Here is a 13,849-nt window from a genome sequence, read left to right as displayed (position 1 = left end):
CTTTTGGAAGAACCTGCCGGTAGGAGTTGAGAGATGACCGAGATCAGCCGCGTCGCCTTGTTCGGCAAGCTCAATCCCCTCGCCTACAAGGCGATCGAGAGCGCCACGATCTTTTGCAAGATGCGCGGCAATCCGTTCGTCGAGCTCGTGCATTGGCTGCACCAGATCCTGCAATCGCCGGACTCCGACCTGCATCGGATCATCAAGCATTTCGAGCTCAATCCCTCGCAGCTCGCGAAAGACATCACGGACGCGCTCGACCGGCTGCCGCGCGGTGCGGCGTCGATCTCGGACCTGTCGGTCCATGTCGAGGATGCGGTCGAGCGCGGCTGGGTGTTCGGCTCGCTCATGTTCGGCGAGAACCAGGTCCGGACCGGCCATCTGGTCGTGGGCCTGATCAAGACCACGACGCTGCGCAATGCGCTGACCGCGATCTCCAAGGAATTCGGCAAGATCAGCGGGGATATGCTGACGGCCCAGTTCGGCAAGATCACCGGCGGCTCGCCGGAAGAGGCGATGCGCTCGACCGATGGGGCGGCCGCCCCGGGCGAGGCGAGCGGTGCCATGCCGCCGGCGCAGATGGGCAAGCAGGAGGCGCTGAAGCGCTTCACGGTCGATCTCACCGAAAAGGCGCGCAAGGGCGAGATCGACCCGATCGTCGGGCGTGACGAGGAGATCCGCCAGGTCGTCGACATCCTGATGCGCCGACGCCAGAACAACCCGATCCTGACCGGCGAGGCGGGCGTCGGCAAGACGGCGGTGGTCGAGGGCTTCGCGCTCCGGATCGTCGCCGGCGACGTGCCGCCGATGCTGCGCGAGGTGAGCCTGCTCTCGCTCGACATCGGCCTCTTGCAGGCCGGCGCCAGCATGAAGGGCGAGTTCGAGAACCGGCTGCGCCAGGTGATCGACGAGGTCCAGGCCTCGCCGAAGCCGATCATCCTGTTCATCGACGAGGCGCATACGCTCATCGGCGCCGGCGGGGCGGCCGGCACGGGCGATGCGGCCAACCTGCTGAAGCCGGCGCTCGCGCGCGGCACGCTGCGCACGGTCGCGGCCACGACCTGGGCCGAATACAAGAAGTATTTCGAGAAGGATCCGGCACTGACCCGCCGCTTCCAGACCGTCCAGGTCGACGAGCCGACCGAAGAGCGTTGCATCCTGATGATGCGCGGCATGGCCTCGGTCATGGAGAAGCATCACCGGGTGCAGATGCTGGACGAGGCGCTCGAGGCGGCCGTCCGGCTTTCGCACCGCTACATCCCGGCACGCCAGCTGCCCGACAAGGCGGTGAGCCTGATCGACACGGCGGCAGCGCGCGTCGCGATCAGCCAGCATGCGGTGCCGGCCGAGGTCGACGACAGCCGCCGCCGGATCGAGGCGCTCGAGACCGAGCTCCAGATCATCGGCCGCGAGACCGCGATCGGGCTCGACACCGTACATCGCCAGACGAACGTGACCGAGGCGCTGGCCGCCGAGCGTGACCGGCTCGCGGGGCTCGAAGCGCGCTGGCAGACCGAGAAGGACCTGGTCGACAAGGTTCTGGCGCTCCGCGCCAAGCTGCGCGGCTCGACCGGCACGGTCGAGGGTACCAAGACCAAGCTCGAGGCGGCCGCGGCCGAGGTGGCGGCCAAGGAGCCGGCGGCCACCACGGGAGCCGCGGCCCCGGTGGCGCCGGCCGAGGGGGCGGAGCGCGAGGCGCTCTTGGCCGAGCTCAAGGGGCTGGTGACGGAGCTCGAGACGTTGCAGGGCGACAGCCCCTTGATCCTGCCGTGCGTCGACGCGCAGGCCGTGGCCTCGGTCGTCGGCGACTGGACCGGCATCCCGGTCGGCCGCATGGTCAAGAACGAGATCGAGACGGTGCTGAAGCTCGCCGACACGCTGAACCAGCGCGTCATCGGCCAGAGCCACGGGCTCGAGATGGTCGCAAAGCGCATCCAGACCTCGCGCGCCGGGCTCGACAACCCGAACAAGCCGATCGGCGTGTTCATGCTGTGCGGTCCCTCGGGCGTCGGCAAGACCGAGACCGCGCTGGCGCTGGCCGAGGCGCTCTACGGCGGCGAGACCAACGTTATTACTATCAATATGAGCGAGTTCCAGGAGGCCCACACGGTCTCGACCCTGAAGGGCTCGCCGCCGGGCTACGTCGGCTACGGCGAGGGCGGCATCCTGACCGAGGCGGTCCGGCGCAAGCCCTATAGCGTCGTGCTCTTGGACGAGGTCGAGAAGGCGCACCCGGACGTGCACGAGATCTTCTTCCAGGTGTTCGACAAGGGCGTCATGGAGGACGGCGAGGGCCGGCTCATCAACTTCCGCAACACGCTCATCCTGCTGACCTCCAACGTCGGCAGCGACCTCATCATGAACATGTGCAAGGATCCCGAGCTCCTGCCGGATGCCGAGGGGCTGGCGAAGGCGCTGCGCGAGCCGCTCTTGAAGGTCTTCCCGGCGGCGCTCCTCGGCCGCATCGTGACGATCCCCTACTATCCGCTCAGCGACGAGATGCTGGCGGCGATCATCCGGCTGCAGCTCGGCCGGATCGAGAAGCGCATCAAGGCCAACCACAAGATCCCGTTCACCTATTCGCCCGACGTGGTCAAGCTGGTGGCGACGCGCTGCACGGAGCTTGAGAGCGGTGGCCGCATGATCGACGCGATCCTGACCAACACGGTGCTGCCGACCTTGAGCCAGGCCTTCCTCGAACGGATGCTCGAAGGACGGCCGGTCAGCAAGGTCGAGGTCGGCGTGGCCGACGGCGACTTCACCTATGCCTACGACTGATCGAAAGGTGCTAGGGATGCCGGGGATCGGCGGGGGAAGGAAGAGGCATGTCCTGGGACAATAAGGTCAATTGGTCGGAGGGCATGTTCCTCGGGCCGCAGCATTTTCAGCAGGCCGACCGCTACATGGAAAAGCTGGTGCGGGGCCGGACGGCGCCGCTCCGGCCGTTCGGTTGGGGCCTGACGCATCTGCGGTTCAACCGTGAGCTGCTCAGCCTCGGCAAGCTTGCGATCGAGGAGGCGCGCGGCGTGCTGGAGGACGGCACGCCCTTCGCCATTCCCGAGGATGCGGACCAGCCGATCCCGCTCGAGCCGCCGGAGACGACGCGCGACGCCGTGATCTACCTGGCGCTGCCGGTGTACCAGCCGGGGGCGGCCGAAGCCGATCGGCGGCTGGGGCTCGAAACCGCCGCACGCTTTGTCGTGGCCGAGCAGGCGGTCGAGGACGCCAATGCCGACAACCGGTCGGCCGCGACGGTCGAGGTCGGGCAGCTGCGCTTCCGCCTGCTGATCGATGGGATGGACCGCAACGGCTTCATCTGCCTCGCCATCGGCCGGATGGTCGAGATTCGATCTGACCGGCAGATCGTGCTCGACGACAGCCACATCCCGACGGTCGCCGACTGCCAGGTCTCGAAGAATCTTTCGAACTACCTGACCGAGATCCAGGGGCTGCTGCATCACCGCGGCGAGGCGCTGGCGGCGCGCGTCTCGGATTCGGGCACGCGGGGTGCCGCAGAGATTGCGGATTTCCTGCTGCTGCAGCTGGTCAATCGCTACGAGCCGATCTTCGCGCATGCGACCGAATGCCCGTCGGTCCATCCCGAGGCGTTCTTCAGCCTCGCGGTGCAGCTGGCGGGCGAGCTCTGCACGTTTACGACCCCGGGCAAGCGGCCGCCGGCGTTCGGCACCTATCGCCACCACGACCTGACGGCGACGTTCGGGCCGGTCATCCGCTCGATCCGGCAATCGCTGAGTGCCGTCATCGAGCAGACGGCCATCTCGATCCCCCTGCAGGAACGCAAGTACGGCATCTATGTCGCCGCCATCATGGACAAGCAGCTGCTCGCGACGGCGGGCTTCGTGCTCGCAGTCCGCGCCGACATCCCACCGGAGCGACTGCGGCAGACCTATCCGTCCCAGGTCAAGCTGGGGCCGGTCGAGAAGATCCGCGACCTCGTGAATTCGGCGCTGCCCGGCATCGGCATCCGGCCGCTGCCGGTGGCGCCGCGCCAGATCCCGTATCATGCCGGTGTCACCTACTTCGAGCTCGACCGGTCGAGCCCGCACTGGAAGATCCTGCAGGCCTCGGGCGGGCTGGCGCTTCATGTCGCGGGCGATTTCCCGGGGCTCGACATGGCGCTCTGGGCGATCCGGGAACTGCAGTAGAATAGGGCGAACCCATTGAATTGTTTCGCGCCTATTGTGCGCATGGTAGTACACTCTGCACCTGTTCTGCGGTCGCGGGGCCGGGAACGAGGCGCGGTTCGGTCGCACCCGTCCGAGGTCGGACAGTTGCGGGCGTTGGGTTTCATGGATCGGTCGAGAACCCGTCGATGCCTTTGATCGTTTCCATGCAGGTGACCGATCCGGCGCTGGGCGCGCAACCGCCGCGGCGCCTGCAGATCGACGTGCGCCTCAGCATCGGGCGAGGCGCGGACAACGATCTGGTGCTGGTCGACCCGAGCCGCGTGCTCTCGAAGAATCATTGCGTGATCGAGGCGTCGGGCTCGGGCTATGTCGTCATCGACCGCAGCACCAATGGCGTCTTCCTGAACAACAGCCCGGAACGCCTGCCGCGCGACATGCCGACGGCGCTTCAGCCGGGCGATCTGCTGCAGGTCGGCGGCTACGCGTTCGAGGTGACGGCGCTGCAGCCGGGCGCGGCTACGGCCGATTTCGGCGACGAATTCGCGCCGTGCCCGCCGACGGTGGCCGAGCGGGATCCGTTCGACGACTTGCTGGCCGATTTCGGCGCCGAGCCCAAACCAACAAGCGGGCAGGGGCGGCCAGGCGGTGCGGGAGATTTTACGCCGTTCCAATCTTCCGCGTTCGATACACCGCTCACGGACCACAAGCGGGCCGACCACCAGCGGTCGGACCCGTTCCTCGATCCGCCGGTCCAGCGGCCGCTGTTGCCGGAGGCGGATGACCTGTTCGGCCCGCCCTCGGGGCGCGAGGAATGGGTCGGCGGCTCAGAGGCCGACCATGTCGATGGCCCGAATGCCTTCTTCGCGCCGCCGAAGGTTGTAACGCCCAACATCCCGGACGACTGGGACGAGCTTCTCGATTTCTCGGCCCCGGCGCGGCCTGCCCCTGAAGCTCCAACGGCGGCGGGCCCAGCTGCAGCCGCTCCGGTCGAGCAGCCGATGCGCAACGCGTTCGACGAGCCCTCGCTCGAGATGCCGCCCGTCGCCCGGCCGGCGCCGCAGGCGCCTCACCCGACGCGATCAGCCGCGGCACCGGCGACGGCGGCCGATCGCGGCGCGGTCGCGGCCCTGCTCGCGGCGACCGGCGTCACCGGCGTGGCACTCGACGAGGCCCAGAGCATCGCCGTGATGGAGCGCGTCGGCCGCATGCTGGCGGCGCTCGTCCCGGGCCTGATGGAGATCCTGGCGGCGCGCGGATCGACCAAGCAGGAGTTCCATATCGAGCGCACCATGCTGGGCGCGCACGACAACAATCCGCTGAAATTCGCCGGCAGCGTCGACGAGGCGATGCGCGTCATGCTGCTGCAGCATGTGCCGGGCTTCCTGCCGGTCGACGAAGCGGTGACCCAGGCGCTGGGCGACGTCAAGGCGCACCAGCTGGCCGTCTTGGCCGGCATGCAGACGGCGCTCAAGACGGTGATCGGCCGGTTCGAGCCCGGGCAGCTCGAGGCACGGCTTGAGCGCAGCTCGCTCCTCGAAGGCATCCTGCCGCAGGCGCGCAAGGCGAAATATTGGGACCTGTTCAGGGCGCTGCACGGCGAGATCGTGCGCGAGCTGCAGGACGATCTGCAGAAACTGTTCGGGGCAGACTTCGCCGAGGCCTATCGGGCCCAGGTCGAACGCCTTGCCGCGGGCAGCGAGGCGGAGAGCGCTTCAGGGGACGGCAGGGGCAGCGGCATGGGAGCGGCGGCCGGCTAAGTCGGGACTAAGCCGCGCGGCATCCCGCGCGGATCGCATCGGGGGGCGAAGTGGTGAGCAAGCAGCTGAGACTGACGGAACTTCTGGCCAAGGGGCTTTGGGCCGGCGCCGCCGCGGCGACGCTCGCGGCCTGTTCGTCGCCGCCGCCACCGCCGCCGCCCACCGTCGTCTCGCTAGCCCTCACGGCGACGGGGACGGTCAACCCGGGCGTCGACGGCGCGCCGGCACCGGTCATGCTGCGCATCTATCAGCTGGGCGCCGCCGGCGCGTTCGAGAAGGCCGATTTCTTCCAGCTGAACGACAAGGATCAGGCGCTGCTCGGCCCCGACCTGCTCGGTCGCGACCAAGCCGTGCTGACGCCGGGCTCGACCCAATCGATGAAATTCGAGGTGAAGCCGGGCACACGCTTCATCGGCGTTACTGCGGCATACCGGGATATTGATCATGCGATCTGGCGCGCCGACGTGCCGGTGCCGCCCAACGCCACGACCGACATCGCCGTCAATGCCGACAAGCTGACCCTGTCGGCGACCGCGAAATAGCCAAGGGCGCTTCCCTTTTCTCGGACCAGGCGGGGCCGACATGACGATTGACGATCCTTTCGCGGAGCCCGGCGACAGCGAGCGCACGGTGATCCGGCCGAACCCGGGCGGGCGGCTCACCCAGTCCCCCGGTGGAGCAGCACCCGGTGGAGCAGCACCCGGGGGAGCGACGCCCGGCGGTGCCGCACCCCCGCCGCGGCCGGCGCCGCCGCTCGCCCAGGCCATGGCCGAGCCTGCGGGCCGGCTCTGGGACGCGATCACGCTCAAGAATCTCAATCCGCTGGTTGCAGCGGCGGCACCGCTCCTCGGCCTTGCGGTCCGGCTCAAGAACCGCGCCCAGCACAATGACGTGGAGGCGCTCCGCGACCGGGTGATCGGCGAGATCAACACGTTCGAGCGCACGGTGACGCCGCTGGGATTGCCGGTGCAGACGCTCCGTGCCGCGAAATACGTGCTGGCGGCCCTGCTCGACGACCTGGTGCTGAACACGCCGTGGGGCAGCCGCAGCGTCTGGTCGACCAAGAGCATGGTCGGCACCTTCTTCACCGAGACCTGGGGCGGCGACCGGTTCTTCGACCTGCTCGCCCAGCTGAAGAAGGACCCGGCGGTCAATCTCGACATGCTGGAACTGGTCTATTTCTGCCTGGCGCTCGGTTTCGAGGGCAAATACCGCGTGGCACAGCGCGGCGCCTCGGAACTGACGCTGGTGCGCGAAGACCTGTTCCGCCTGATCCGCAACAACCGCGGCGAATACGAACGCGAGCTGTCGCCCCGCTGGAAGGGCGTGCCGGCGGCGCACCGCGGGCTCGTGGCCTTGGTGCCGACCTGGGTCGTCGCCGCGGTCACCGCGGCGCTGCTGGCGCTCTGCTATGCCGGCTACAGCTTCGCGCTCGCCGACCGGTCGGACTCGAGCTTCGAGCGGCTGGCGGCGCTGCCGCCGAACGGGCCTATCAAGCTCGCCCGCGTGGCCGCACCCTTGCCGCCGCCGCCGGTGCAGGATCGTGCCGCCAAGCTGCGCAAGTTTCTGGAGCCCGAGATCCGCGAGGGGCTCGTGACCGTGCTCGAGGATGCCCAGACGATCACCGTGCGCATCCGCAACACCGGCATGTTCGGCTCGGGCAGTGCCGACGTCGCGGACAGCTTCAAGGCGACGCTGCTCCGGATCGGCGAGGCGGTCAACGACGAGCCGGGTGCGGTGCAGGTGACCGGTCATTCCGACAATGTGCCGATCAAGTCGCTGCGCTTCCCGTCCAACTACGAGCTGTCCAGGGCGCGCGCCCAGGCCGTGCTCAAGCTCCTGGCGCAGAAGGTCAAGGACCCTGGGCGGCTCTCGGCCGAAGGCAAGGCCGACTCCCAGCCGATCGCGTCCAATGCGACGGCGGAGGGGCGCGAGCAGAACCGCCGTACCGAAGTGATCCTCATCAAGCCGAGCTGAGCCCACCCACGCGAACGACATGCGGGCAACCGGCCCCGGTCAGGGGTCTCGAACGACGGGCGCCACGAGGAACCGATGCTGACGAATTTGCGGAAGATCTTTTTGTCGAAGCTGGCGCTGACCATCCTCGGCGTGCTGATCATCGCGCTCCTGATCTGGTTTATCGGGCCGCTGATCGGGATCGGCGACGTCCGGCCGCTCGACAGCGTGCTGGCGCGCGCCTTCGCCATCCTGGTCGTCGTCGCCATTGCCGGCTTCATCTACCTGCTCTCGCGCTTGGGCGAGCAGCGCCAGAACAACCAGATGGCGGCGGCGGTGACGGCGAGTGCCGCGGCCGACGTCGGCAAGGAGGAAGTCGACGAGCTGGCCGGGCGCCTCAAGGAGGCGCTCGAGCTCCTGAAGAAGAGCCGCTTCGCCGGCTCGAGCGGCCGCAAGTACCTCTATCAGCTGCCGTGGTACGTCATCATCGGCCCGCCGGGCGCCGGCAAGACCACGGCGCTCGTCAATTCGGGCCTGAGCTTCCCGCTCGCCGACAAGCTCGGCAAGGGGGCGATCAAGGGTGTCGGCGGCACGCGCAGCTGCGACTGGTGGTTCACCGACGAGGCCGTGCTGATCGACACTGCCGGCCGCTACACGACCCAGGACAGCGAGAGCGCCCAGGACAAGGCGGCCTGGACCGGGTTCTTGAAGCTGCTGAAGCGCCACCGGCCGCGCCAGCCGCTGAACGGCGTGCTCTGCGCGATCGGCATCAGCGATCTGACCGGCGCCACCGCGGCGCAGCGCTCGGAGCATGCCCGCGCCATCCGCGCCCGCATCCAGGAGCTCTATGCCGAGCTGGGCGTCCGCCTGCCGGTCTATCTGCTGTTCACCAAGGCCGACCTGGTTGCCGGTTTCGTCGAGTTCTTCGACGACTTGGCCCGCGAGGATCGCGACCAGGTCTGGGGCATGAGCTTCGACTATAAGCCCGGCAAGGACGAGGCGAGCGCCGTCACGGCCTATGGCGCGGAGTTCGACGGGCTGATCGGCCGGCTCGACGACCGGCTCATCGAGCGGCTGCAGCAGGAGACCGACATCCAGCGCCGCGCGCTCGTGTTCGGCTTCCCGCAGCAGGTGGCGAGCCTCAAGGAGACGACCGTCCAGTTCCTGAATGAGATCTTCGAGCCGAACCGGTTCGAGCAGCCGATCCTGCTGCGCGGCGTCTATTTCACCAGCGGCACCCAGGAAGGCACGCCGATCGACCGGCTGATGGGCGCCATGGCCTCGACCTTCGGGCTCATGCGCCAGCAGGTCGCCGGGTTCAGCGGCAGCGGCCGCAGCTATTTCCTGACCCGGCTCCTGCGCCAGGTCGTGTTCGGCGAGGCCGGCCTCGTCAATGCCGACCCGCGGGTCGAGCGGCGCAACCGGCTGATCCAGGTGTCCGCGATCGCGGTTGCCGGGCTCGTGTTCATCGCCCTGGTCGGGCTCTGGACCATGAGCTATCTCGGCAACGCCGCGCTGCTCGACAAGTCGGACGCCGTGGCCGACGCCTATGCGGAGCAGGCGAAGGCGTTGGCGCCTGAGCATGTGCTGCCGGGCGACTTGAAGCAGGTGAACCAGCTGCTCGACATCTTGCGCGACGCGCCGGCTGGCTACGCCGACCAGGACAAGTCCGTGCCGACCTCATTGGGCTTCGGCCTCTACCAGGGCGACAAGATCGGCAGCCAGGAAATCGACGCCTATCACCGGGCGCTGGGCGGGCTCCTCCTGCCGCGCCTGCTCTTGAGGCTCGAGAGCCAGCTCAACGCCAACCAGGCGAAGCCGGATTTCCTTTACGAGGGGCTCAAGGTCTACCTGATGCTCGGCCGCCAAGGCCCGCTCGACAAGGCGCTCGTCAAGCACTGGATGGCGCTCGACTGGAGCGTCCAGTTCCCGGGCGACGAGAACGACCCGCTCAGGAAGGACCTCGACGGCCATCTGGATGCGCTCTTGAAGGCGCCGCTGCCCGACATCGCGCTCGATGGCGGGCTCGTCCAGGCGACCCGCGTCATCCTCAACCGGCTGCCGCTCGCCGAGCGCGCGTTCAGCTTCATGAAGACCAATCCCAAGGTCTCGTCCCTGCCGGACTGGCGCATCTCGGAGAATGCCGGCCCGGCGGCCGCCCGCGTGCTGCAACGGCCGTCGGGCCGGTCGCTCGCCGACGGCATCCCGGGCCTCTACACCTATAACGGCTTCTACAACGTGTTCCGCGTGCTGCTGCCCGACATGGCGCGCGAAGTCGCGAAGGAGAGCTGGGTCGTGGGCCAGGAGGCTTCGATCGGTGAGGACCCGATCGCACTCTCGCGCCTGCAGAACGACGTGACCGCGCTCTATCTGAACGAGTTCGGCACCCAGTGGGACAGGCTCCTGGGCGACGTCGCGATCATCCCCTTCACCAACGTGAACCAGGGTGTCCAGACGCTCGGCATCCTCTCGGCCCCGGATTCGCCGCTCCGCGCGCTCATGGTGTCCGCGGCCAAGGAGACCTGGCTCTCGAAGCCGCCGCCGACCGGTGCCGCCGGCGCCGCCCAGGCTGCCGCCGGGGCGGGCGGTGTCGCACAGGCCGCGGCCGCCGTGCAGGCGCAGGTGGGGGCCCAGGCGCAGGATCGCCTCGCGCAGATGCTGGGGGCGGGGACGCAGCAGCCGGGCGGTGTCGTCGACCAGGCGGCGCGCTATACCGACCAGCATTTCAAGGCGCTGCACGATCTGGCTGACGGTCCGCCCAACGGCCCGCTGGCGATCGACGGCACGATCGCGGCGCTGGGCGACCTCTACAAATCCATGAACAAGCTGGGCGCCACCAACAACCAGGGCGGCGCTCTCTTGGGTGCTGCCAGCGCCGGCGACGGCGGGGCCGCGGCCCAGCTGCAGGCCAACGCGGCGCGCCTGCCGGAGCCGCTCAAGAGCGCCATCGGCGCCGTCACCCGGTCCTCGTCGACGCTCACGGTCGGTGGCGCCCGGTCGCAGCTCAACGGGCTCTGGACCTCGTCGGTCCTGCCGTTCTGCCGGGCGGCGACCGAGAATCGCTATCCGATCTACAAGAACGGCTCGTCCGACGTGACACTCGACGATTTCGCCCGGCTCTTCGCCAAGGGCGGCCTCATCGACGCGTTCTTCCAGACCAACCTGGCACCGTTCGTCGACATGTCGACCAATCCCTGGCATTGGCAGAAGGTCGACAACCAGGATCTCGGCATCCCGCAGTCGGCGCTGACCCAGTTCCAGATCGCTGCCGGCATCCGCGACAGCATGTTCCCGAACGGCGGCGGCAAGCCCGGCGTCAATTTCGAGATGGTGCCGGTGACGCTCGACTCGGTCTCGACCCAGGTGCTGATCGAGCTTGGCGGCCAGAACCTGTCCTATGACCACGGGCCGCCGCGCGGCGTGCGCATGCAGTGGCCGGGCACGGGCGGCAGCAGCGTGCGCGTCAGCTTCCAGCCGCAGGCGTCGGGCGAGCAGACGACCCTGCAGCAGGACGGCGTCTGGTCCTGGTTCCGCCTGCTCGACCAGGCGCAGCTGCATTCTGCCGGCGGGCCGGACCGGTTCAACGTGACCTTCGCCAGCGGCAAGCGGACGGCGACATTCGAGATCCACGCCGACAGCGTGATCAATCCGTTCGCGTCGAACCAGCTGTCGCAGTTCCGTTGTCCGTCGTCCTTGTGAGCCCTCTGCGCCGGCCATGACGCAGTCCCTGCCCACGACTCTCGCCTATTACGGCAAGCTGCCGGCCCGCGGCGACTTCGTCGGCCGACGGCTCGCCCGCGAGACCATCGGGCTCTGGGACGACTGGCTGCAGCAGTCGATCGCCCGCAGCCGGGAGGCCGTGGGCGCCCAATGGCTCGACCTCTATCTGGTCTCGCCCCTGTGGCGTTTCGTGCTGCCGGCTGGCCTGTGCGGCCGGACGGCGCTTGCCGGCGTCATGATGCCGAGCGTCGACAAGGTTGGCCGGGCCTTCCCGCTGATGCTCGCGGCCGAGCTCGCGGACCTCGAGCCCGCGGCTGTGCTCGCCGGTGGCCAGGGCTGGTTCTCGGCGATCGAGGATCTGGCGCTGGCCGCGCTTGCCGAGGATTTCGCGCTCGAGCAGCTGGATGCGCCGCTGGCGGCGTTCGCGCCCGGCGCCGTGCCGGCGGTCCGGTCGGCGGAGCTTGGCCCGATCGGCCTCGCCATGCCGTGGGGCGGCGCGGACGACACGCGGACGCTGGCGGAATATGGCCAGGGATCGGACCGGTCCCTCTGGTGGACGCTCGGTTCCGAGCGGGTGTCGCCGGTGCTGGTCCTGGCGCGCGGCCTGCCCGCGCCGGACGGCTTCGCCGCCTTCCTGGACGGCGACTGGGCACGACACGACTGGTCCCTGGCGGCGGCCCCAGACGGGCCCATGCCTGATGGGGCTATTTCAGAGGGAACCGCGCCCGACGCCGGCACATCTGGCGCTTCCTCGGCGTTGGAGGCAGAGTTGTTGCCGTGGGACAGGGAGGAATGAGGCTCGTATGGCGCGTATGACCGACTTCGCTGTCGCCTCGGCCGCCGCGACCGATGTCGGGTCCGTGCGGAAGCGGAACGAGGATGCCTATCTCGAGCGCTCCGACATCGGGCTGTGGGTGGTGGCGGACGGCATGGGCGGGCATGACGATGGCCAGCTCGCCTCGAACGCGATCGTGCAGACGCTCGACGCGCTCGCAGAACCGGCCGACGGCACCAGCTTCATCGGCGAGGTGCGCACGCGGCTCGCGGAGGTCAACGCGCAGTTGGTCGCCACCGCGGCCGCCAAGGGCAGTGCCGCCGTCATCGGCAGCACGGTCGTGGCGCTCATGACCTTCGGCCGTTTCTTCGCCTGCCTCTGGGCCGGCGACAGCCGGCTCTACCGGTTCCGCCGCGGGCAGCTCGACCTGATCACCCGGGACCATAGCCAGGTGCAGGACATGGTCGATGCCGGCCTCCTGACCCCGGACCAGGCGGAAAACCATCCGCTGGGCAACGTCATCACCCGTGCCGTCGGTGTGGCGCCGACGCTCGAGCTCGACAAGGTGTCGGATCCTCTGGAGCAGGACGACGTGTTCCTCTTGTGCAGCGACGGGCTTTCGAAGGCGATGGGCGATACGACCGTGGCCGGGCTCCTGGTCGAAACGCCTTTTCAGGAGGTGCCGCGCCGGCTGATCGATGCCGCCTTGGCCGCGGGCAGCAAGGACAACGTCACCGTCGTGGTCGTGCGTATCGGGCCGGAAAAGACTGCGGTCGTCGGTTAAGAACGGCAGATCGCGGATGAATTCGCCGCAACCTTGAGGCGTTGATGGGGCGCCCCGTTTGCCGTATTACTCTCTCGCTTGCTCGCAAGCCTTGTGGAAGCTCGTTTGGGGCATATTCCGATGATCGCGAAATTTTGGAAGACATTCGTCGCCGGCCTGGTCCTGGCCGTGGCGTCAACCGGCGCGTACGCCCAAGTGCAGCAGATGGGGGCGACGCCAAAGCCCGACGATCTGATCAAGGCCTTGAAGCCCGATGCCGGCGCACCGGGCGCGCTCAGCGTGCGCGGCATCCGCGTGCTCAACGCGACGCCGGGTGGCGCTACTGCAGCGGCGCATCCGTCCGCCGTAGCGCTCGACGTCAAGTTCGCGCTGGGCTCGGCCGACCTCACCGACGCCGCGCGCCAGACCATCGGCCAGCTGGCCAAGGCCATCAAGTCGGACCAGCTCGCCCCCTACCGCTTCCAGCTTTCGGGCCATACCGACAGCACCGGCAAGCCCGATGCGAACATGGAGCTGTCGCAGCGCCGGGCCGAGGCCGTGAAGGCCTATCTGGTGGACAATCTCGGCGTGGCCGCCGACCGGCTCCAAGCCGTCGGCCGCGGCCAGGAGGAGCCGCTCGATCCGGCCCATCCGGAGAGCGGCGTCAATCGGCGCGTCCAGGTCGCCATTCTCGGCGCGAAATAGACGCTTTCGGCCATGCACCCGTGAT

9 protein-coding genes are annotated in these 13,849 nt (G+C 68.6%); all 9 read left to right on the top strand.

The genetic code is table 11. The annotated features are described in order from the left end of the window. Positions 1-33 precede the first annotated feature (33 nt). The 9 genes from tssH (at position 34) to IEY58_RS07965 (ending at position 13,824) form a co-directional block, all read left to right on the top strand. Positions 34-2,778 carry a type VI secretion system ATPase TssH gene (gene tssH / locus IEY58_RS08005; RefSeq protein ID WP_189044365.1) on the top strand — a complete coding sequence of 915 codons (2,745 nt, stop codon included), beginning with the start codon at positions 34-36 and terminating at the stop codon, positions 2,776-2,778. A 47-nt stretch (positions 2,779-2,825) separates the two neighbouring features. Beyond that, positions 2,826-4,166: a type VI secretion system baseplate subunit TssK gene (tssK, locus tag IEY58_RS08000; RefSeq protein ID WP_189044363.1), complete on the top strand. Its 1,341-nt coding sequence runs from the start codon at positions 2,826-2,828 to the stop codon at positions 4,164-4,166. A 167-nt stretch (positions 4,167-4,333) separates the two neighbouring features. After that, entirely contained in the window at positions 4,334-5,905 is a 1,572-nt protein-coding gene (gene tagH, locus IEY58_RS07995; protein WP_189044354.1) for a type VI secretion system-associated FHA domain protein TagH, read from the top strand. Between the two features lie 53 nt (positions 5,906-5,958). After that, entirely contained in the window at positions 5,959-6,447 is a 489-nt protein-coding gene (gene tssJ / locus IEY58_RS07990; RefSeq protein WP_189044352.1) for a type VI secretion system lipoprotein TssJ, read from the top strand. 40 nt (positions 6,448-6,487) lie between these two features. Further along, on the top strand, positions 6,488-7,882 hold the full coding sequence (gene icmH / locus IEY58_RS07985; RefSeq protein ID WP_189044350.1) for a type IVB secretion system protein IcmH/DotU: 1,395 nt from the start codon (positions 6,488-6,490) through the stop codon (positions 7,880-7,882). 75 nt (positions 7,883-7,957) lie between these two features. Continuing rightward, positions 7,958-11,560: a type VI secretion system membrane subunit TssM gene (tssM, locus tag IEY58_RS07980; RefSeq protein ID WP_189044348.1), complete on the top strand. Its 3,603-nt coding sequence runs from the start codon at positions 7,958-7,960 to the stop codon at positions 11,558-11,560. 16 nt (positions 11,561-11,576) lie between these two features. After that, on the top strand, positions 11,577-12,377 hold the full coding sequence (tagF, locus tag IEY58_RS07975; protein ID WP_189044339.1) for a type VI secretion system-associated protein TagF: 801 nt from the start codon (positions 11,577-11,579) through the stop codon (positions 12,375-12,377). A 7-nt stretch (positions 12,378-12,384) separates the two neighbouring features. Beyond that, positions 12,385-13,140, top strand: a complete 756-nt coding sequence (locus IEY58_RS07970; protein WP_189044337.1) for a PP2C family protein-serine/threonine phosphatase — start codon at positions 12,385-12,387, stop codon at positions 13,138-13,140. A 120-nt stretch (positions 13,141-13,260) separates the two neighbouring features. Continuing rightward, positions 13,261-13,824 (top strand): OmpA family protein, encoded by a 564-nt coding sequence (locus IEY58_RS07965; protein WP_189044335.1) that lies wholly within the window; start codon positions 13,261-13,263, stop codon positions 13,822-13,824. Positions 13,825-13,849 lie beyond the last annotated feature (25 nt).

Source organism: Aliidongia dinghuensis, from assembly GCF_014643535.1.
Classification (GTDB): Bacteria; Pseudomonadota; Alphaproteobacteria; order ATCC43930; family CGMCC-115725; genus Aliidongia; species Aliidongia dinghuensis.
This window is presented reverse-complemented; position numbering and strand designations above follow the sequence as displayed.

What these genes read in the sequence shown, in the direction of transcription:
- tssH (WP_189044365.1), top strand. Translation starts at nt 34, where the DNA reads ATGACCGAGATCAGCCGCGTCGCCTTGTTCGGCAAGCTCAATCCCCTC.
- tssK (WP_189044363.1), top strand. Translation starts at nt 2,826, where the DNA reads ATGTCCTGGGACAATAAGGTCAATTGGTCGGAGGGCATGTTCCTCGGG.
- tagH (WP_189044354.1), top strand. Translation starts at nt 4,334, where the DNA reads ATGCCTTTGATCGTTTCCATGCAGGTGACCGATCCGGCGCTGGGCGCG.
- icmH (WP_189044350.1), top strand. Translation starts at nt 6,488, where the DNA reads ATGACGATTGACGATCCTTTCGCGGAGCCCGGCGACAGCGAGCGCACG.
- tssM (WP_189044348.1), top strand. Translation starts at nt 7,958, where the DNA reads ATGCTGACGAATTTGCGGAAGATCTTTTTGTCGAAGCTGGCGCTGACC.
- tagF (WP_189044339.1), top strand. Translation starts at nt 11,577, where the DNA reads ATGACGCAGTCCCTGCCCACGACTCTCGCCTATTACGGCAAGCTGCCG.
- IEY58_RS07970 (WP_189044337.1), top strand. Translation starts at nt 12,385, where the DNA reads ATGGCGCGTATGACCGACTTCGCTGTCGCCTCGGCCGCCGCGACCGAT.
- IEY58_RS07965 (WP_189044335.1), top strand. Translation starts at nt 13,261, where the DNA reads ATGATCGCGAAATTTTGGAAGACATTCGTCGCCGGCCTGGTCCTGGCC.